The following is a 21,012-nucleotide window of genomic DNA, read 5'->3' as shown; positions in this document are numbered from 1 at the left end:
TTTAAGGGAAGGTGGTAGCAATATAAAAACAGCCTATTTTAAAATAGGCTGTTTTTATATTTTTCTCCAAACAAATAATGAGAAATTAATCTATTTATTATCGCTAAGTATCTTTTTACAAACTCTATATCATTTATTCCCTCGTCAATTCATAAATTAAGCCGGCTAGTAAAGATGTTCTAACTCCTAAATGGTTGATTAGAATATGCTCATGCTCTGCATGCGGACCTGCTCCAGCTGCTCCTAACCCATCTAATGTCGGTATGCCTAATGCAGAAGCAAAACTCCCATCGCTGCCTCCTCCTACTTTCGCTGCCTTTACTTCATATCCAAATTTATCACCATAAGCCTTTACAATTTCATAAAGTTTTTTTGCTTCTGGAGTCTGTTCCAAAGTCGGCCTTACAATTCCACCTTGTATTTCTAGTTCAGCTCCTTCTGTTTCTATTACTAATTCTTCCATGAGCTTCTTCATCCGATTTGCTTCCTCCATCGTTTTAACACGAATATCTACAGATGCTTGTGCTTTAGCAGGAACTACATTTACCCCCGTACCTCCTTCCATTTTTCCAACATTAACCGTTGTTCCAGATGCATAATCCGTCCATTCAGCAATTTTCTTTATTATTTCCGCTAATGCCACAATTGCATTTACACCTTCTTCATGGTTATTCCCAGAATGTGCTGATTTTCCTTTTACGTATAAGGTGTACCTAAGTATACCTTTTCTTTCCACTTTTAATGCATTCGTACCTGCTTCTGCTGCTTCTGGAATTAAAACAGCTTTACTTTTTTGTGCTTCTTCTTCAATAATTTTTCGAGAATCTGGGGATGCTACTCCCTCATGATCACTATTACATAAAAATACAATCCGTTTATGAAAATGAACTCCCAAATCCAGTAACGTTTTCAAAGCCCATATAGCTATTATCAGACCACCCTTCATATCAATTATCCCAGGTCCATAAGCTCGATTTTCTTCTACACGATAAGAAAGATGCCCCTTAGGCCAAACTGTATCAAAATGACCCGAAATCAAAATTTGTTCTTCTCCCTCACCAAAGGTATATTTCAAATGATTTCCATATTCTGTCCGTTCGTATATCTTGGGTGCTTTATTAAAATATTTCTTAAATAACAATTGAATCTCTTCTCCACATTGATCGACTAATTCCTTGGTTAAAGTAGGTGATTCCTTCTCTACTAATTTACGAATATCCTTTAATATATTTTCATCTTGACCCTTTAAACCATCATAAATCTCTATTGGCATAGATACACTCCTTTATTATTCAAAAAGCTTATCATTCATATGATAAATTTCTTCAATTTTCAATAGTCTCTTTTTTATATTTTCAGGTGCATTTTTCCGAATAGCTACTACAAGGATATTTAATAGCCCTAGTACAGAAGCTATTCCATTATAACCACTAGCATCACGGTTGGTTTTTGTATATAAATTCAAAGAAGTTAGCTTTGCTAGAGGGGAAAATGACGAATCTGTGATAGCAATAATATCTGCCCCTTCTTTTTTTGCCATTTCCGCAAACTTATACGTTTCTTTATGATATCTCGGAAAAGAAATAGCGATTACTACGGTTCTTTCATTCATGTCTAGTAAATCCTGATCTGAAGTTTTCTCATCCACCAATTGAATCGAAGGCAGCATAAACCTCAATGTATAAGAAAGCCAGTATGCCGAAGCATAGGAAGTTCGTTGACCAATAATATATACTTTATCAGCATTAATAATTTTTTTAGCAGCATGTTCTAACTGTTCATCATTCATTTCTTTTCTTAAATCTTGCATTAATTCTATATCCTTTTGTAATATATCATTATATTCACTAGATAAAATCGTCTCATTTTCTTTATATGTCCGATGTTTCATTACTTCTTCTCTAATCTGTTTCTGCATAGCAGAGAAACCACTAAATCCAAGTGAATATGCCAAACGAATAATGGTTGCTTCACTAACTCCAGTATTTGTCTGTAATTCACCAACCGTACTGTAGCTTGCTTCTTCTAAATGCTCTAAGATATATTTTGCTGCCTTCTTCTTCCCGGCAGATAATCCTTCATAACTTTCTTTTACTAAGTGATGGAATGTTTGATGGGTCATTTTCATCATCCTTTTATAGTTTTACCTCTATCATAGCGGATAAAAGAATGAAAGTCATTGAGTTTAAAATGGTCCATAACCAATCAACGTAGCAATCATTACAAAAGCAATTCCAACAATTGCCCAATACAATACAAGCGGCATAATAAAGCGTATCCATTTTGTATAAGGAATTCCTCCTATAGCTAATACAGCCATTAACACACCTGAAATTGGCGTAATCATATTTGTAATTCCATCGCCTAATTTGAATGCAACCACAGCTGTTTGTCGAGTAATATCTAACATATCCGCCAACGGTGTCATAATTGGCATTACAACCGCTGCTTGGCCGCTTCCTGAAGGTACTAATATATTAAAAATCAAGTTAAAAAAGAACATCGCTAAAGCTCCAAATAATGTACCCATTTCACTTAAAGGAATAAAAATAGCATTAACTACTGTATCTAAAATTAATCCATTCTCCATTAATACGATGATAGATCTAGCAATCCCAATAATAAGCGCACCATAAAGAATATTTCTTGCTCCGCCCATAAATGATTTCACAAATTGGTTCGGGCTTTGCTTAGAAATAATTGCAGTTCCAATTGCGTTTATTAAAAAGATAGCAGCTAGTTCATTGATTCCCCACCCTAAAGCTAAAGAACCGTATACAAAAACTCCGATACATAAAAAGAAAAATAAAATAATGATCTTATGTGCTGTATTAAATTTCTCGATATGCGTTTCATCCATATCTTTCTCCGCAAATTTCTGCTCCCCCATCAGACTTTTAGAGGGATCTTCAGAGATTCTTTTTACATACCTTGTGACAAACAAAATTGTTACAACTATCAAAGCAATAAAAATAAAGATCCGAAAAATCGCTCCAGAGAATAAAGGAAGTCCTGCGATTTCCTGAGCAACACCTAAAATAATTGGATCAAATACAGCTGCTGCAGAACCTGCAAAATATCCTAAATAAATAATGGCTACACCAGCAATTGCATCTAAATCCAAAGCTTTTGCAAGTATAATCCCTAAAGGAATAAAAGCAATAACTGCATTGGAGCCAACACCAACTGTAGAAATAATCCCAAATAGCAAACTTACAGAAGCAATTAATAAGTATTTACGATTACGCGTCTTATCTACCATAACTTTGACACCGGCATTAATGGTCCCCGGATATTCAATAACAGCTATTGCCCCGCCCATGATTAAAACTAAAAAAATTAAGTTAGCAGATTCTATCAATCCTTGCTGTATTGATAAGAAAACATCCATAATCCCCAGGTTGGGCGCATCTACAGAAGAAAAACTATTAGGTATCACTGTTTCCAATCCGTCCGTGCTACGTTCAAATTCCCCAGATGGAATAATAAAACTGACAATCCAAGCTAAGATTAATAAGAAGAACAATATTACAATAGCATCCGGCATAGCCATTTTTCTTTTTTTATTCATCATATTCCTCCTAAATGAATTATTTACTTCAATGTTATAAAATTAAAGTATTTACTTCAAAAGAAGTATAACATACTAACCAACTATTGAAAACGCTTTATTTTTAATTTTTCAAATAGCTATACAAAATTCTAAGGAAAATCGAACCCTGGGTTAGATAATATTTTTTCAAATCCGATGCATAGAATTATATTTACCTTGTAATTTCATAAAAAAATGGTTGGGATAAGCAAGTTACTAGACTTATTCCAACCATTTTCCAGTATGGTTATATTTAATTTTGATGATGAACTTTTGTCATCCATTTAGAGTTATCTATACTTTTTTATGAATTCATACCATCAATAAGCCTTCACCGCACCACCATCTATCAACAACGTCTGTCCGGTAACATACGTATTTCGATAGGATCCCAAAAACACAGCAGCCTCCGCAAATTCTTCCGGCGTGCCATATCTGCCAATCGGAATAGTTTCCTGAACACGATTTTGCCAGTCCTCTAACGGTACTTGATGCCTTTCTGCATTTCGCTTATCGATATTTTTTAATCGATCTGTGTTAATTCTACCCGGTCCAACAATATTGATTAATATTTGGTCCTTTGCATAATCCTCGGCTAGCGATTTACAAAGAGCTTGTACTCCACTTCTAAAAATATTGGAAAGCAGCAGCTCGCTGATCGGTTCTTTAATAGAAGTAGAAGCAACGTATAAAATTCTGCCCTGTCCATTTTTCTTCATCAAAGGAATGGCTTCTTTTATTGCCCTTACAGAACTCATCAGAGTTAATTCAAAAGCATCATACCAATCCGCTTCATCACTGGTTTCAAAGTCGATAATCGGCGGACCTCCTGCATTGCTTACTAATACATCCAGTACACCAAAGTGTTCCTTTACAAACGTAAATAAACGATTGATGTCTTCTTTCTTGGAAACATCTGTAACAAATGGAATGACTTCACTACCTGTCTGCGTTGAAATTTCATCCGCTGTTTTTTTCAAAATTTCTTTCGTTCTACCGGTAATAATGACAGATGCCCCTTCTTCCGCATACTTATTCGCAATTTCTCTGCCGATCCCCTTACTGGAAGCTAAAACGAGTACTTTTTTGTTCTTTAGTTTTAAATCCATTTTCTAGCGCCCCTTTCTTTGTTATTCATAATATATCATAAGGGAATTGATAAGTAGAAAAGTAATGAGACTTTTATTATTACTTAATAATGGGTAGATCGTTTAGCATTTCTATATATTTTATCCCTTACGCTTTCTATTTCACCATACAAAAAGACCTCTGTTTACTCTTTAAACAAAGGTCCTTTATGTTTCTTTATTTTTCTCTCAAAGTAAAGCTTCCCCAAGGATGAATATAATCTAAAAGAAATAGCTCTTCTTCAAGTACATGTCCTACTTTGTTTTTCCTCTCATCTGCAGGCATATCTTTTAAAACTACCTGAAGCTCAGCTTTATATTTTCCAAAAGAATCATTGCCTATGAATATATCTCCACGTTTTTGCACTGGTGTTTTTGCAGCCTCTACCGAATAAGCAGCATATTTTTTCCGAACTTCTACGGACCGCACCATGTACTCGCTAATATCCCCACGACGTGTATGCGTTTCTTCAAACATAATTGTTTTCTCGATATCGGATATGTTTTTTTCAAGCTCTACCGAGAGCTCAAGTCTAGCTCGATGAAGCTTTCCAAGCAGTTCTAATTCTTTATCACTGGCATACGCATTGCCAATAATAACGTCATCAATAAGTCCTGTCGCAAACAAATGTTTTGCCTGTACATCTATCGGAAGATTTCGGTGTTCTTCTAGTGTGCATAAGCCATCATTAATATTCCATGGACCCATTTTTGCATCAGATGAGGTTACAAACGCGGCTGTCCGAAGATGGTGCTTTTTAAATCGCTCTGAGCAGCTGATTAAAAATTCATAAGGAAGCCCCGTATATTTTTGCGGATAAAAATTATGACATCCGATCAAATTCTCTGTATTGGGCTGATGCGTCATAATATTATCTAAATAAGCGACATCATTACTCATATTCAATTCAATTTTTAAGTCATACTCGTTGTAAGTCAATTGTGCTTCTTTTAATCCATCAAAACCTAAATCAAGTCGAATTCCGTCTGCACCGAGTTCTACAAAAAAGCTTAACTCATCATAGCTAATACCAAGCTGGTCAAATACAGCCGGTGCAACATCTAAAATAACCTCCATTTGCAATTCCTTTGCGCATGAAATAATATCCACAAAATCGGCTTTGATTTCTTCTTTTGGTTTTTGCACGGAAAGCAGACACGTAAAAACACGGCTGAATCCATAAGAAGCTGCTTTCCTTAAATATGTTTTGTCTTGTTCTGGAGTCGATTTTTCTGGATAAATGGATACACCTAAACGACGCATCATATCTTACCCCTCTCTTTGTTTTAATAGTTTCTGTTGACGCTCATGTATACGTATCAACATTTCTCTATAAAGTGTAGATACATAGACAGAGCATATAATTGTCGGCACAATGATAATGCTCATAAAACGGCTACCTGTGAGAACAAATAACGCAATAGCTGCAAGAATAATCAGGATAGAAATCCCCATTGCTCTCCAAACGGAAATCTGTAATGACTTTTTATTAAAATAAATTAGAGAACCAACGAAAGCTACTGCTGCAAAAATAATTTCTAGCAAAGATAGCACCCCTTTTTATGCATTTTGAGATTCTTCCTCCGTTTGAAGCTGTTGCTTTTCAAACATTTTAAAGAATGGATAGTAAATAAGTATTGCTACGGTAAAGTTAATAAGAACTAATATACCAGCAGTTATAGACCAGTCTGCACTGATAATCGCTGCGATAGGAGATGGCACGGTAAATGGAAGTTTTGCCATCATCATAGGGATCAAGTTAAATGTAAAGAATAAATAAGCAATCACTGTATTGACTAGTGGGGCTATAATAAACGGAATCGCAAGCAATGGATTCATTACAATTGGCGCCCCAAAGATAATTGGTTCATTAATATTGAAAAGACCTGGTATAAATGATAGCTTTCCCAATTCCTTTAAATACTTTGCCTTGGAAAACATAAACAGTACAACTAATGCCAGTGTCGAACCAGCTCCTCCAATCCAGACAAACCATTGAATAAATTGCTCTGTAAATAATGTAGGAAGATTAGCTGCATCTCCTGTAGCTGCAAATGTATCCATATTTTCTAAAATCGCTGCATCCCACATTGGACGAATTACTGGACCAAGAATGGCAGGTCCATGAATACCTAATGTCCAAAAGAAAACAATCAAGAATACCGTTAACATTCCACCTATTAAACTATTACCAACAAGCAAATCTTTCAGCGGTGTGACAGCCCAAGTAATAACAGAATTAATATCGAAATTTAATATGTGACGGACAAACCAGAAAAGTACGATAATCACTAACGCTGGAATAAGTGCTGAAAAGGAATTCGCGACCATTGGCGGAACCGTATCTGGAAGCTTAATCTTAATATCACGTTGAATAAAAAAGCGAAATATCTCTACAGTTAAAAGAGACGTAACGATACCTCCAAATAAGGATTGTGCACTTAATGAGCTAATATCTAGCCAGCGTCCTGCTTCAATAACACCATCAACACTTTCTGTCACATTTACTGGGACAACTGATGTAAGTAGAAAAGCCAATACTGCAAGCAAACCTGCACTGAGCTGATCGACCTTATAATGTCCTGCCAACGCATAAGCTACTCCAAAACTTGCATATAGCCCCATAGCTCCTACTGTGAAACGAAATGGAATATCTAATACGTCGCGATAAGGCGCAATAAAATCTGCATACCCTTCAATCGGGAAGTTCAGTAATATTACAAAGAAAGAACCGATAATAGTCAGGGGAAGCGTAGAAAGCACTCCATTACGAATTGCAAGTAAATGTCTTTGTGAAGCAATCTTATGTGTTGTAGGTAAAACTTTTTCTTCAAGGAAACCCATAAATTTATTCATCGATAACCAACCACCTAACATAATAACGTTATAATGTTTACAACTAAAAAAATACTTTTCCTGTGGACTTACTTCACTTTGTGTAAATCAATAATTTCTTTTGCAAGTTCAACTGTTGTCATGGCATTCATTAAGTGATCCTGTGCATGAATAAAAACAATTGGAATCTCAAATGTTTCTCCACTAGCTTCTTTTTGAATCAATTCTGTTTGGATACGATGCGCTTTCACAAATTCTTCATCTGCTTCTTTAAGCTTTGCTTCACATTCATCCTGTTTTTTTTGTTTAATAGATTGAATCGCTTCCATTGCACAGCTGCGAGCATTGCCACTGTGTGTAATTAACATAAAAGACTGTTCATAAAGTTCTTCTTTTGTCATGATACAGCACCCTCATCAATTAACTTTTGAGCTTGATTTAATACTGCACTTCCATTAACCATGCCATAATCTCTTTGATCAATCGTAGCAACTGGAATATGATACTCTTCTCCTAATTTTTTCATGTCTTGGAGCATATAGCGAATTTGTGGTCCAAGTAAAATAACATCAGCCTCTTCCACATAATTACGTACTTCCGAAGCTGATACAGCATTAATTGTAGCTTCTTTACCTTGATCTTCTGCAGCTTTCTGCATTTTTGTAACCAATAGACTTGTGGACATTCCTGCTGAACAACATAATAAAATATTCATAAAATTTACCTCCTATTTTTTGAAAGCGGATTCTTTGAATCTTAGTGAAAAATATATCACACAAATCTATTAAAGTAAATAACGTTATAATGTATGAAAGCATTTTAAATATATTGGACTAAAAATAAATTATTTTGAGGATAAATATTCATTTATAAACTGTTATCATTGTTATGTAAGGGTTTTTAAAATAAGAGATTTTATAGGAGCTTCTATTCTTAATTATAATTTCTTATAAATAGAATTCCTTGAAAACACCTGTTTCTCAGTGGTATTCGCAAAGTAAATAACTACGTACCCCAGATTATCTTAGATACTCCTTATTTTTCTAAAGTTAAATTATAGTATTAATCCCATTTCTAAAATCATATATATTTTCCAAAAAAAGGATCATCCATCGTCAAGATCCCTAATCATACTAGAATAAAGAGCAATAAATACATTATTATCCATTGTTATAAATTCTACAAAAGACATTACTTTTTATGAACATGACAACACTTTTTGCTCAATACTTGGTTGACCAGCTTTAGAGATACTAACAAACACATATAGTCAAGCTGGCCAAACATTTTCTCATTTCTTTTCTACATAAAAATCACTTTAAAAAATGAACACCATCTATAGTGTTTATTTTTGGATATCTAACAACTGCTTCTACAATTATGTTGACTTCTCTTATTCACAACAACAGCTGTCTTTCTTGCTCCTCGCTTATCGAGTATTAGAACATGCTTCATCCTTTCCTCTTCTTTCAAAGTAAACTCATTTCTCTATCATGATTCAGATTCTTCTGCCTTTTTAGCTGTACTATTTTTATTCATGTTTAACTTCAAAGACTCAATTGCATCTCTTGTTACTGCTAGATGTTTAATGGATTTCTCATACTCTAACGATGCCACACACATAAACAAAATATCAATCACTTGGAGTTGGGACATTCTGGATGACATAGCGCCACTCCTAAACGTTGGTTCTCTTGTCGCAGATGTATATAAATTAATATCCGCCTGCTCTGTAACTGGCCATTTCCCATATTTTGTTAAACTAATTGTAGCCGCACCATTTTCACGAGCAAGTTGCAAAATATTTGCTACCTCTTCTGTCTCTCCGGAAAAAGATATACCTACTACTACATCGTCTTTCTCCGCATTCGCAACAAGCGTTGTAGCCAAGTGCATATCTTCAAAAGCATATGCAGTTTTATTAATTCTTAAAAATTTCTGTTCAGCATCCTGTGCAATAATACTTGATGCTCCTACTCCTATAAAATGTATTCTGCGTGCTTTTTCTAACAAACGGACAGCCCATTCAAGTTCATCCACACGTATTAATTCCGCTGTTTCCCTAATCGTTTGAATACTATTATTTGTCATTTTCTCGATGATTGACACGGTAGCTTCGTTTGGTTCAATATCCTGAACTCCTGCTTGAGTTGTTTTCTGTAAATCGCCTGCCACTCTTATCTTTAATTCATGGAAGCCTTTTAAATTTAATGATTTACATAATCGAATTACAGCTGCTCCACTTGTTGAGCTTCTTTTTCCGAGTTCATTTGCAGTTAGTGAAATAATTTCTTGTGGATTCTCTAAAATATACATTGCTATTTTCTTTCCAGAAGGTGATAAATTAGGAAGCATTTCATTAATTCGCATTAATCCACCCGTCATATAAACCATCATATCAATCCTTTTTGTATTTAGTTTCGTATTTTCAAATGATGCTTATTTTATTTTGATTATAAATCTTTTTACTTACTTAAACAGTTGCTTTAGCTTTAAATTTTTAATTTATCTATAACTTCTTTTTAGCCCTATATGCCAATCTTACGTTATTATTTGCCCTCCTTGTTAGAAATCTTGACTCTCAAAACTTTGTTCATTCCAGAAATCCTGCTCCAATTATTGTTTGTAAGTTGTCAGTAACTTTTATATTTAATTCATGAGGGTACTTTACCAAATATATTAAAAATATATATTTATGGGATAAAGCCATTCACAGATCAATAGAACTAACTTAGCAAAACTCGCCCTTTCCTAGCCATAATCAGGATCCTACAAGGAAATAGGGATCCTAAACAAACTTTCTAAAAATAGCTTCTGATAATATTATGCAATCGAGGTCTTAATCGAATAATATGAGGGTTCCTACCAAAGTGTACGCGGTTTGTTAAAAGAATGACATTTAGATGAATAGAGGGGTCAAACCAGATACTTGTACCAGTAAAGCCGGTATGACCATACGATTCATTCGAAAAGTAATCTCCACATGAAGCAAAGGTCGGACTTTTACGCATCCATCCTAATCCACGATGGTCTTCACTAGACTCAGTGAAATTGGATCTTGCTAACTTCAAGGCAGCTGAAGTTAAGAATCGTTTCCCATTGTAAATTCCTTCATTTTCAATCATTTGCGTGAAACGTGTTAAATCCTCAATTGTGGAAAACAACCCTGCATGTCCGCTCATTCCACCCATGGATTCAGCATTATCATCATGTACGATACCAAACTTGTAATCATTTAATTTCTCACTATATTCCGTTGTCGCATAACGTTCTCTGTTAAATGTTGGACAAAAACCTGTTTCTGTCATTCCTAGTGGTTTATAAAATTGTTCTGATAAAAATTGATTAAACAGTTGATCCGTCACTTTCTCAATAATATGGTAGAGTAAGATAAACCCTAAATCACTATAAACAACGTTTGCACCAAGGGGGCCAATAAGTTCTTCTTGCTCTATTTCATTTATAATACTATCTTTGGTAAGTTCTTCTTTATAATACTCACGATGTGCTGGTAATCCTGATGTATGTGTTAATAAATGCCTTAACTTTACTTCTTCTTTACCATTAGCAGCAAAGGAAGGCAAAAAGAAGCTTACAGGGTCGTCAAGTCTAATCTCACCTTCATCTATTAGTTTTAAAACAGCAGGCAATGTTGCCACCACTTTTGTTAATGATGCTAAATCAAACACCGTATCTAACATCATTGGCGCTTTTTTCTCGTTATAATTATAACGAGAACCAACTGCTTCTCTCAAAATAATTTCATCTTTATGCATCACTTGAACAACTGCTCCGGGTAAATGGTTTAAGCTAATTTCTTTTTCTAATAACTGCAGCACTTGTTGTTTCACTTTCACGCCCTCCTCTAAAAAATATAAATTCTTTTTTTTATTTTTACATTATTCTTTGTAAATACGATTACTAATTCTGAATTGTAATTGGTAATTTCCCGTTCGCTTCTTTTTTTCCAAAAATAGCACCTGCAGCAATTTTTAAAGCGGGAGGAGTGAATTCATACGTACTAATATATACAGGTACTCCTGGAAAATACGCTAAAGCATAAGGACTTCTCATCGCTACGACAATGACAGAATCATTAATTTCCATCAGTTTTTTTATAAGCTTTAATTGACTACTTTCTGCTGATATATTTAAAGTCCCTATAATAATGGAATCATATTGTTTTGCTTTGCTGGCAATTTCATTTATTTTGTCAGTCGATATCATGTTGTCTATTTGTTCTACAGCCGCAAATGGGTGAAACTGAAGAATCGCTTCTCCTAAATTAAATTTCGTGCTGCTTTCATCCTCTATCCGTACCATTACACTACTCTCAGGGAAAATAACTAGTACTTTACTATTTGTATCTAATGGGAGGAGACCGCTATTTTTAACAATGGTTGTACTATTTTGATAGACTTCAGTTGCAATTCCTTTATGCTCATTACTGCCTACATTTGCTGGAACCCTTATGTCATCGAAGTTTATTTTATCCCAGTCAAGATACTTTCTCTTTAAATTTTCAATTCTTTCATTAGCTTCTAATATATAATTAATGTCTATCTCATCAGAATCTATCGCTTTGATAATTTCCTTTATCGCACCTTTTTGACGTTCGAAAGTATGGGAAATCATGACAAAATCAGCTCCTGCTTTCACAGCTGCAACTGCTCCTTTTTCCGTTCCAATTGTTTTAGAAATAGCATCCATTTCCATACAATCTGTTGTTACCACACCATTAAAAAGTAGCTTTTTTCTTAGTAAATCAGTAATCACTTTTTTAGATAACGTTGCAGGTAACCCTTCTGTCGATTCAATGGCAGGGAAATAGATATGAGCTGTCATAACTGTATCAGCTCCCGCTTCAATACACTCTTTAAACGGCTTTAATTCTACTTCTTCTAATCTTTGCAAATCATGTGATATTATAGGTAAATCAAGGTGAGAGTCCATGTTCGTGTCCCCATGTCCTGGAAAATGCTTCAAGGTAGTTATTACACCTGCTTCTTGCATTCCTTTCATTGTCTTTCTTCCATATTGTGCGACTTTTTCAGCTGATTCACCAAATGAACGAACACCAATCACTGGATTTTCAGGATTATTGTTTACATCTAAAACAGGAGCTAAATTCCAATTGATTCCTAAACTGAGTAATTCTTTCCCTGTGGCAAAGCCTATATTATATGCATTATTAATATCTTCCGTAGCCCCTAAAGCCATTGCTCCAGGAAATATTGTTGTACCTTCACCTAAACGACGAACTATTCCATTTTCCTGATCCACACATATTAAAAGTGGATACCTATAACCTGCTTTTTTTGCTTCTTTTTGTAAATCCGTAGTCAATTTTAATACCTCAGCAGGGGTACCAATATTACGACTGAATAAAATAATACCGCCTACATGGTAAGTATTAATTAATTCTTTCACCTCCGGAGTGATCTGCTTCCCTTCTAATCCAACTACTAACAATTGCCCAACAGTTTTATTCAAATCAAAAACCCCTCTTTCATTACATTCATTTAGAAAATAATAAACAAAACCTTTCAATTAACTACAGATTATTTTTTCTTCTATATTTAAAAGTATAAAAGATTACATTTCATACAAGAAAAGCTGTGGACCGTCTAATAGGGACACAACTTTTCTTTTTAATTTTAAATCTTTTACGAAAGGTCTAAAGTATAGAATTTAAGTAATACGATAAAGAAAACTTGGCAAGCCAAGCCTGAAAGGCATAGGATTACCTTAGTTGCGTTTATACTTGATACCTAAAAATTTTTACTACGTCGACATTTTTCTTTGGGGCTGCGGTTACTCGCCCCATCGAAAACCGTCGCTAAAATTTTATACTTTCCTAATGTGTGAAATAGAACAAATGAAGTTCCAACTATCAAAAAATTACGAGATTACATTCCCCCATTACCTTCTTGCATTTTTTTATACATAAAAAACATTTCCTTAGACAAATACTTAATTGTTTCTGTATTCATCAATTGGTCTTCAGCATGCATAAATAGTAAAGAAAATGGGGCTCCTTCTCCCTGGGCTTCTTTTTGAATAAGTTGCCCATGTATTTGATGTGCATCAACAAAAAATGTATTGGCCTCGTTCATTTTTTTTTCACCTTTTAAAAAGTTTCCTTGTCTTGCTTCTTGTAACGCTTCAAGGATAAGTGATCTCGCCGTTCCTGCATTACTAATAATTTGCATACAAATGGATTCCATCTCTTCCATATTTTTACCTCATTCCTTATTAACAAGTTTTTCCGCAAATTCTACTATCGCAGGACCATCATTCATCCCGTAAGCTACCGTATCAATAACGTCTACAGGAATATTGTATGGTTGAGCAATTTTTTTAGCATCATTTTTCCAAAACCTCATCTGTGGTCCGATTAAAACAACATCTGCATTTGGAATATGGTTTGCTGCTTCTGCTTCCGGAACAGCCCATATTTTATAATTTTTGTTTTGTTCCTTAGCGAATTTTTCCATTTTAGTAACTAATAAACTCGTTGACATCCCTGCACTACATACTAATAAAATATTCATGTATAATCCATCCCCTTTTTTAGATTGTATTACTTTACTTTTTGCAATAAGATTTGACTTCCTTCCTCGATAAAATCTAGCAATGGCATATCTTGCTGAATAACTTCACCAAGTACATTCACTTTATCATCTTGTTTCAGATCGATTAATGTAATCTGAATTTCTCCTGCATACCGGCCATAATTATCATTATCAATTGTAACTGACCCTTTTTTACGCTTTGTTGTATGAATTGGGTCTAATTGAACTTTGTCGTGAAGATCGATTCGGGATCTTCCAAGACGAATAACATCTCTAGCCGGATCTGGCCGATTACTTTGAACGCCTTCTAAATACGTATGCAATACGGAAAATTCCGGATTATTTTCACCCCTATATCTAATCGGGATAATTCTCTGTGATAGGAGAGTAAACTTTTCTAACGTTTCATCCGTTAAGGAAGGATCTCCAATATACACCGTATCGACAAACCCATTTTTCTTCAAATCCAAATAGGCTTGGACTGATGACGTATCACGATGCTCCTCTAATGTTGGCAATCCCTGATATAAAGGCTTTCTTTTTATTCCGTCTCCTGGTATAAAGGCGGATATCTTAATTTGATATTTTTTCAATAATTGATTTTTTTTAATAAAATATTCTCTTGATAAACCTGTTTCTGGTCTAGGGTAAAAGTTATGTGCAGCCTCTGTATGACTGGTATTTAATCCTTTATCGATTAATTCTTTCAGAAATTTTTCTGTTAGTGTGCTCGCATTTAAAGAGATTTTCATTTTTTTAGATAGTTGAACAATCTCTTCCACACTTAAACCATAATCAACTCGGAGACCTGTGATACCCCATTCCAACAATTGATCTATATCATTTATATCTATCTTCAGATATTCAAATGATTTTGGAGAGATATCAGCAAATAAATCCATCTGATGTTTTTTTGCTTCTCGTCCTAACTGGATGAGCAATTCTTTATAAAGCTTCGTATCATCTTCTGGAATATGAAGCGATGTAAAAATGGAAGAAAATCCATTTTTAGCTGTTTTTTCGATCCACTTTTGATTAAACTCCTCATTTTCCTTCGATAGATAAACCGAAATGCCAATCATGATAACCCTCCCCTCTTTTAAAAATGCAAATAGTCTTGTTTCCTTGTCGCAAGCATAAACGCTTTAGAAGAAAGATTTCTATTGCCTACTTCTATCGCCCGCATCGTTGCCATCGTCCGGTAGTAATCTTGATACGGGACATTGGCTTCATTCGCTCTGAATAATTCATAATGTGACAGCGCTTCAAACCATTGATCAAATGTATCTTTAATATCCACATAAATTTGTGGTATAAAGCCATTTAAATCTTCACAGTTCTCTCCAAAATATACATAATCCACATGATGCGGTTTTTGACCTGTTTCGATATTCGGATTTTCAGCCATTTTTACAGCTGTCAAAACCATATCATGTGTCAAAACATGACGTTGGTGAAGGCTTCCTCGCCAATGGGTAACGACAATATCAGGTTTTTCTTCTCTAAGCAATTTACAAAGATCCATTTCCATCACTTCTTGAGGAGGTAATTGACCAGCGATATAACCAGTCCATATTGATCTCGCTCCCATTGCTTCGGCAACTTTAGGCATCTCTACTTCTAGCTGTTTTCCATATTCCTCTGGTGTTTTCTTCTTATTTCCTCTTTCCCCTCTTGTAAGATGGACAAAGGAAGCTTGATGCCCTTCTTTCGTATACTTAATGGAGATTGGACCCGCCATTAATTCGGCATCCAGTGCATGTGCTCCGATTGACATAATATGATGTTGTTTCTTCAATTTAAATCCTCCTGGTGAAATTATTTTAGAATACTCAAGTGACATTATTAACAATTGGATGATAAAGCTTCTTAACTTTTATTTAAACTTTTTCATTACTGCATGACGTTTCATGACTTTCATTCCTGCCCGATCATAAAAACGTTGGGCACCACCATTAGTCCATGCGAGCCAGACATGATAAATTCCTCTACTATACATGTCCCACAACATTTCATAAAATAAAACGCTCCCAATTTTTTTACCGCGTACCTTTTCCGATACACCGAAGGGACCAAAATGTCCTTCCAAATCATCAATAGCACGCTGACAATAACCCACAATGTTTGAATATTGATCTACAGCTAAGAGAATTCGTTCTTCTCCTTTAAATTTCTCCAACGTTTCCCGAACATTCCGTACCCAGCCACCTGTGAAATTTTCTTTTAAAAACTCTAAAAGAGACAGCGTGTATTTCTTAGAAAAAGGAATAACCTGAATACCATGCTCCTTTTCCAAATGATTCCTTATCTCTTTAATTTCCTCTGGTATGGTAAAGTTATATAAAACCATATCCATTCCAACAGCTTCTCCCAATATTTCATATCCAAACGATTCAAAAAATGAAATGGAACCGCCATAAGCATCTTTATCAGGTCCAGGGAAAAAATAATTCGGACTGTAGGCACCAAGTGTTATGTTTGTTTTCCCGAGCTTTTCAAACTGTTCTTCAAGTTTTTTCACTAATCTTGATCCAATCCCTTTTCGTTGATAATCCGGGTGAACAAACATTACAGAAATCCATGCACGTTCCGGCTCCATTCCCCGATCTTCATAAGGAAATTTGCGAACCATTCCAAGGCAATAACCAATCACGGAACCATTTTCATCTTCTGCAATGAAACATAAATCGGAATCAAAATTTGGATCTAATAATATTTTTTTGTGAAATATTTCTGAACTGACAGGATCTTTCGTTAAGCATTGATTCCATACCTTAATCACTTGTTCTTCATCATTATTTGCATAGTTTCTAATTTTCACAGAGTCCATTTCTTCATCACCTCTTTTTAAGATTAGTCATTACTTTGTTTTTCTTTTTCATTTTGTTCTTTTAATGTCTGTTTTTCTAAAACCTTATAAAATGGAAGCCAAATAAAGAACATAATTACAAGATTAATAGTCGCAAGTAAAGCTCCTGCCCAACTTCCACCCGTACCCAGGTAACCCGCGATAGGCCCTGGAACAGTAAATGGAATTGCAGCAAAAGGTGCTGGCACTAATCCAATAGAAATTACAAAGTAGCTGAATATAAACAAGAATAAGTGACCAAACACCCAAGGAACAAATAAAATAGGATTTAAAACAATCGGCAAACCAAACATTATCGGCTCTGCAATATTAAAAATAGATGGAGCAAGTGCTAATTTCCCTAATGTTTTATATCTTTTAACTGCTGACATTAACATGAGAACAACCAGTGGCAGTGGACTTACTCTAACAAATTCAGCCATAAATTGTGCACTAGCAATATAAGGGATTTTTTCACCTGCGTCTGCCGCTGCAGTGTTTGCCCCTAGCATATCTATCCAAACAGGTGTCATCACAGAACCAACAACATTACTACCGTGAATTCCAACAAACCACAGGATTCGATCAACGAAAAAGCCACTAAATTGAGCAATTGCACTTGTACCTCCAGCAATAATTGGTTCAAATCCAGCCATAATCACACCGGCAACGTCTACTTGAAGTATATAACGCAGAGTCCACCACAATACCATCGTAACGAACACAGGGATTAAAGCAGTAAAAGCATTTGTAACCATAGGAGGTACACCTTCTGGCATTTTTATAACAATATCTTTTTTAATTAAGTAGCGATGAATTTCTGTACTGATAATTGCAACAATAATAGCTGTAAACATACCAGTACTTCCAAGATTATCTGCAGGTAAATAAACACCTATTTCCTCGCTTACACCAACAGGAAATAGAATCAAAAAACTAAATAGACTAATCATAGCACCTGAAAATGGATCTACTTTTTCACCACGTTGATTATAGAAATTTGATAAAAAATAACCAATGCCTGTTGCAAGACCAATAGATAAAAGTCCCATTGTTGCGTTATTTGCACTAGACAAATGTTCTGAAATTGGTTCAATCAAATTTTGCCAAGCTTGGACTGGAAAAGAGCCTAAAAGAACAAAAAACGATCCAAGAATAATAAATGGCATCAATGTTATAAAAGCCTTTTGGATTGAATCAAGATACCTATTTCGAGATATCCGTATTAAAGGAGGAGCCACTTTTTCCTCAATGACATACGTCAATTTCTCCATCACTGCCACGGGATTCCACACCTTTCTTTTAATTATTTTAATGTTTTATGAATAGACCCTTCTGTTTTTCTCGAATGCTAGATTCCTCACTAGTTACTACTCCTAAGTAAATCAATCTGAAATGATATTTTAATATAGTAATCATTTTATTTAATGTATTTGTTATATTCAGGATATTTCCCTATATAAAATAAATCCCATTAGCATCTTGTTCGTTCATCATTCTTAAGAATTCACCGATAACATCTTATTCAAATTCATAATCTGCCTTATTTAGCCTTTCTATCTATAAAATCATAAGTCTTTCTCTCCTCCTTTTTGAAATCGCTTACTGAAATCGATTACATTTTTAATATTATATCAATTGAAATAATAATTCAATATAATAAATAAAAAATATGATTTTTTATTTCAATATAATATTTTTACACATAAAATATTAGAGGGGAACTAGTGCTCAATAAAATAAAAAACAGTGTGATCCTACCTATTAATCCTTGGTAAGGGATCACACTGTTTTTAATATATCTTATACACTTATTTTTCACTTTATTTACTCACTTCGTAAATAAAGTGAAACTTCCTTCAGTGGAAATTTTTCGACGCACAACTCTTTATAATGAGGTGAGTAATCGCATCTCCAGCCCCATCCAGTTACACTGCGATAAATCCACCTAAGGTTTACGGCCTACTAAAAGTCGATAAATCAGTATTACTAAAGCGACAACTAATAATATATGCACGAGGTTCCCAGCTATATCTCCAATGAAGCCCAGTAACCATAAAACTAGAATGATAATTAGAATAGTCCAAAGCATTGTCTGACCTCCTTACTTCTTCTTTTAATAATCTTTCCCCTTTCTTATTTTTGATAAACAAAAATTTTATAACCTTCGTTAAAGCGTTACATCGTATGTTATTCCCATCCAAATGAAGACTACCTGAAAAGCAATAATATTTATCATGGAGAACCGTCCGTAAATCTCCCACTGAGTGAAGTTTCGTTTTATGCTATGTAGAAACATATCGCTCTCCTGTTTTCGTTATAAAATCAGTTTCAGCTATTGAATAAAAATACGTTGATAGTTTCTTTTAATTCAACAATATGCTTTCTGTTGAATGATGAATTGAAAAATCCCATGAAATCATTGGATTCATCATGATTTCATGGGATTCTTTTTCATACGTTTTAAAAACACTGGTTTTCAGTAATATCTACAAGGGAGTTAATTAGCTATTCTAAATCAATCCAAACACTCTTCACTTCCGTATAATTATCTAATGCATAGGAGCCCATCTCTCTGCCAAATCCGGATTCCTTATAGCCTCCAAATGGAGAAGCTGGATCGGTGACATTATAACAGTTTACCCAGACAGATCCTGCTTTCAACCGGTTAGCAACATAATGAGCATTCCTTAAATTTTCTGTCCATAATCCTGCTGCCAGTCCAAATTGGGAATTGTTTGCACGTTCAATGATCTCATCTAAATCTTCGTATGGCATGGCAACAACTACAGGACCAAATATTTCTTCACGTGATATAGACATGTTTTCATCTGCATCAACAAATATAGTTGGTTCTACAAAATAACCTTTATCAGAATGTCCGCCGCCAGTTAGCATGGTAGCGCCTTCTGAATTACCTTTATCAATATAATTCACTACTCGATCTTGCTGTTCTTTAGATACGAGAGGTCCCATTTGTGTATCAGGGGAAAGCCCGCTTCCCTGTTTCACGCTTTCCGCAAAAGTAACCAAATCTGACATTACATTATCAAATGCATTCTTTTGAATATATACTCTGGACCCGGCACTACATACTTCTCCTTGGTTTGCCATAATCCCAGAGAATACGCCTGGTGCTGCTTTCGTAAGATCTGCATCCGGCAAGATGATGTTTGGAGATTTCCCACCTAATTCAAGCGTCACTCTTTTCATCGTATCCGCTGCTTTTTTCATGATGGATTTCCCTACTGCAGTGGACCCGGTAAACGCAATTTTATTAACATGTGGATGCTGAACAAGCGAATCTCCTGCTGTCTCACCAAATCCAGGTACAACATTAATAACTCCTTCTGGAAATCCAGCCTCTGCAGCCAGCTGTGCCAGGTACAAAGCAGATAATGGAGTCTGTTCCGCTGGTTTTAATATGACTGTACATCCAGTTGCTAATGCAGGAGCAATTTTCCATGAGGCCATCATTAATGGAAAATTCCAAGGAATAATCTGACCGACAACACCAACTGGCTCATGGCGAGTGTAATTAAAGAAGGAACCAGCTACAGGGATTGTCTGTCCTACAATTTTTGTTGTCCAGCCTGCATAATATTGAAATTGGCCGACTGCATTTGGAATATCATTACCGAGCAATTCATGTAGCGGCTTCCCATTATCCAGCGCGTCAATTTCTGCTAATTCCTGTTTGTTCTCGTCAATTAATTCTCCTAATTTAAACATTAATCTACCTCGTTCAGCCGCACTCATTTTAGACCACGGTCCATCTTCAAATGCTTTTTTTGCCGCCAGAGCAGCGCGATCTACATCTTCCGCCTGTGCTTCACTAACATGCGCCAAAACGTCTCCATTGGCAGGATTATAGGTTTCAAATGTTTTTCCACTTAGAGAATCTACAAATTTCCCATCAATAAATAACTGCTTCGTACCAGATAAAAACTTGGTCACTTTACTTGAAATTTTTATCGTCTCTGTCATTTCAAAATTCCCTCCATTATCATCATATTGTTTTGGATTTTATCACT

The 21,012-nt window shown here is 35.1% G+C and carries 20 protein-coding genes; all 20 read right to left on the bottom strand.

The genetic code is table 11. From position 1 onward, the window contains the following. Positions 1–133: 133 nt before the first annotated feature. The 20 genes from BN986_RS05245 to BN986_RS05155 all read right to left on the bottom strand — a co-directional run bounded on the left by BN986_RS05245 (position 134) and on the right by BN986_RS05155 (position 20,965). Entirely contained in the window at positions 134–1,273 is a 1,140-nt protein-coding gene (locus BN986_RS05245) for a M20 family metallopeptidase (protein ID WP_040978597.1), read from the bottom strand. A gap of 15 nt (positions 1,274–1,288) precedes the next feature. Then, positions 1,289–2,122: a MurR/RpiR family transcriptional regulator gene (locus BN986_RS05240; RefSeq protein WP_040978596.1), complete on the bottom strand. Its 834-nt coding sequence runs from the start codon at positions 2,120–2,122 to the stop codon at positions 1,289–1,291. A 63-nt stretch (positions 2,123–2,185) separates the two neighbouring features. Beyond that, entirely contained in the window at positions 2,186–3,571 is a 1,386-nt protein-coding gene (locus BN986_RS05235) for a YfcC family protein (RefSeq protein ID WP_244444946.1), read from the bottom strand. 341 nt (positions 3,572–3,912) lie between these two features. After that, positions 3,913–4,701, bottom strand: coding sequence for an SDR family oxidoreductase (locus BN986_RS05230; protein WP_040978594.1), 789 nt, complete (start codon positions 4,699–4,701; stop codon positions 3,913–3,915). Positions 4,702–4,897: 196 nt separating this feature from the next. Continuing rightward, positions 4,898–5,986, bottom strand: a complete 1,089-nt coding sequence (locus BN986_RS05225; protein WP_040978593.1) for a DUF871 domain-containing protein — start codon at positions 5,984–5,986, stop codon at positions 4,898–4,900. Between the two features lie 3 nt (positions 5,987–5,989). Further along, positions 5,990–6,265 carry a hypothetical protein gene (locus tag BN986_RS05220; protein WP_040978592.1) on the bottom strand — a complete coding sequence of 92 codons (276 nt, stop codon included), beginning with the start codon at positions 6,263–6,265 and terminating at the stop codon, positions 5,990–5,992. A gap of 15 nt (positions 6,266–6,280) precedes the next feature. Continuing rightward, positions 6,281–7,576, bottom strand: coding sequence for a PTS sugar transporter subunit IIC (locus BN986_RS05215; protein ID WP_040978591.1), 1,296 nt, complete (start codon positions 7,574–7,576; stop codon positions 6,281–6,283). Between the two features lie 68 nt (positions 7,577–7,644). Then, a complete protein-coding gene (locus BN986_RS05210; protein ID WP_040978590.1) occupies positions 7,645–7,956 on the bottom strand; it encodes a PTS sugar transporter subunit IIA in 312 nt (103 codons plus the stop codon). Further along, positions 7,953–8,270, bottom strand: coding sequence for a PTS sugar transporter subunit IIB (locus BN986_RS05205; RefSeq protein WP_040978589.1), 318 nt, complete (start codon positions 8,268–8,270; stop codon positions 7,953–7,955). Before BN986_RS05205 ends, BN986_RS05210 begins: the two co-directional genes overlap by 4 nt. A 776-nt stretch (positions 8,271–9,046) precedes the next feature. Beyond that, positions 9,047–9,949, bottom strand: coding sequence for a MurR/RpiR family transcriptional regulator (locus BN986_RS05200; RefSeq protein ID WP_040978588.1), 903 nt, complete (start codon positions 9,947–9,949; stop codon positions 9,047–9,049). Positions 9,950–10,356: 407 nt separating this feature from the next. Continuing rightward, positions 10,357–11,406 (bottom strand): serine hydrolase domain-containing protein, encoded by a 1,050-nt coding sequence (locus tag BN986_RS05195; RefSeq protein ID WP_040978587.1) that lies wholly within the window; start codon positions 11,404–11,406, stop codon positions 10,357–10,359. A gap of 70 nt (positions 11,407–11,476) precedes the next feature. Then, positions 11,477–13,048: a beta-N-acetylhexosaminidase gene (gene nagZ / locus BN986_RS05190; protein ID WP_040978586.1), complete on the bottom strand. Its 1,572-nt coding sequence runs from the start codon at positions 13,046–13,048 to the stop codon at positions 11,477–11,479. 416 nt (positions 13,049–13,464) lie between these two features. Next, positions 13,465–13,791 carry a PTS sugar transporter subunit IIA gene (locus BN986_RS05185; protein ID WP_040978585.1) on the bottom strand — a complete coding sequence of 109 codons (327 nt, stop codon included), beginning with the start codon at positions 13,789–13,791 and terminating at the stop codon, positions 13,465–13,467. Positions 13,792–13,800: 9 nt separating this feature from the next. Next, positions 13,801–14,109 (bottom strand): PTS sugar transporter subunit IIB, encoded by a 309-nt coding sequence (locus BN986_RS05180; RefSeq protein ID WP_040978584.1) that lies wholly within the window; start codon positions 14,107–14,109, stop codon positions 13,801–13,803. A gap of 29 nt (positions 14,110–14,138) precedes the next feature. Then, positions 14,139–15,212 (bottom strand): DUF871 domain-containing protein, encoded by a 1,074-nt coding sequence (locus tag BN986_RS05175; protein ID WP_040978583.1) that lies wholly within the window; start codon positions 15,210–15,212, stop codon positions 14,139–14,141. Positions 15,213–15,229: 17 nt separating this feature from the next. Then, positions 15,230–15,928 carry a PIG-L deacetylase family protein gene (locus BN986_RS05170; protein ID WP_040978582.1) on the bottom strand — a complete coding sequence of 233 codons (699 nt, stop codon included), beginning with the start codon at positions 15,926–15,928 and terminating at the stop codon, positions 15,230–15,232. A 78-nt stretch (positions 15,929–16,006) separates the two neighbouring features. Then, the gene (locus BN986_RS05165; RefSeq protein WP_040978581.1) at positions 16,007–16,960 is read right to left on the bottom strand and encodes a GNAT family N-acetyltransferase; all 954 of its coding nucleotides are present in this window, start codon (positions 16,958–16,960) and stop codon (positions 16,007–16,009) included. Between the two features lie 23 nt (positions 16,961–16,983). Further along, positions 16,984–18,252 (bottom strand): PTS sugar transporter subunit IIC, encoded by a 1,269-nt coding sequence (locus tag BN986_RS05160; protein ID WP_040979204.1) that lies wholly within the window; start codon positions 18,250–18,252, stop codon positions 16,984–16,986. 674 nt (positions 18,253–18,926) lie between these two features. After that, positions 18,927–19,070, bottom strand: a complete 144-nt coding sequence (locus BN986_RS26905; RefSeq protein ID WP_148417065.1) for a lmo0937 family membrane protein — start codon at positions 19,068–19,070, stop codon at positions 18,927–18,929. Between the two features lie 416 nt (positions 19,071–19,486). Then, positions 19,487–20,965, bottom strand: coding sequence for an aldehyde dehydrogenase family protein (locus BN986_RS05155; protein ID WP_040978580.1), 1,479 nt, complete (start codon positions 20,963–20,965; stop codon positions 19,487–19,489). Between the last annotated feature and the right edge of the window lie 47 nt (positions 20,966–21,012).

Source organism: Oceanobacillus jeddahensis (genome assembly GCF_000750635.1).
Taxonomy (GTDB): domain Bacteria; phylum Bacillota; class Bacilli; order Bacillales; family Amphibacillaceae; genus Oceanobacillus; species Oceanobacillus jeddahense.
The sequence above is the reverse complement of the archived record's forward strand: the minus strand, read 5'-3'. Positions and strand labels throughout refer to the sequence as shown.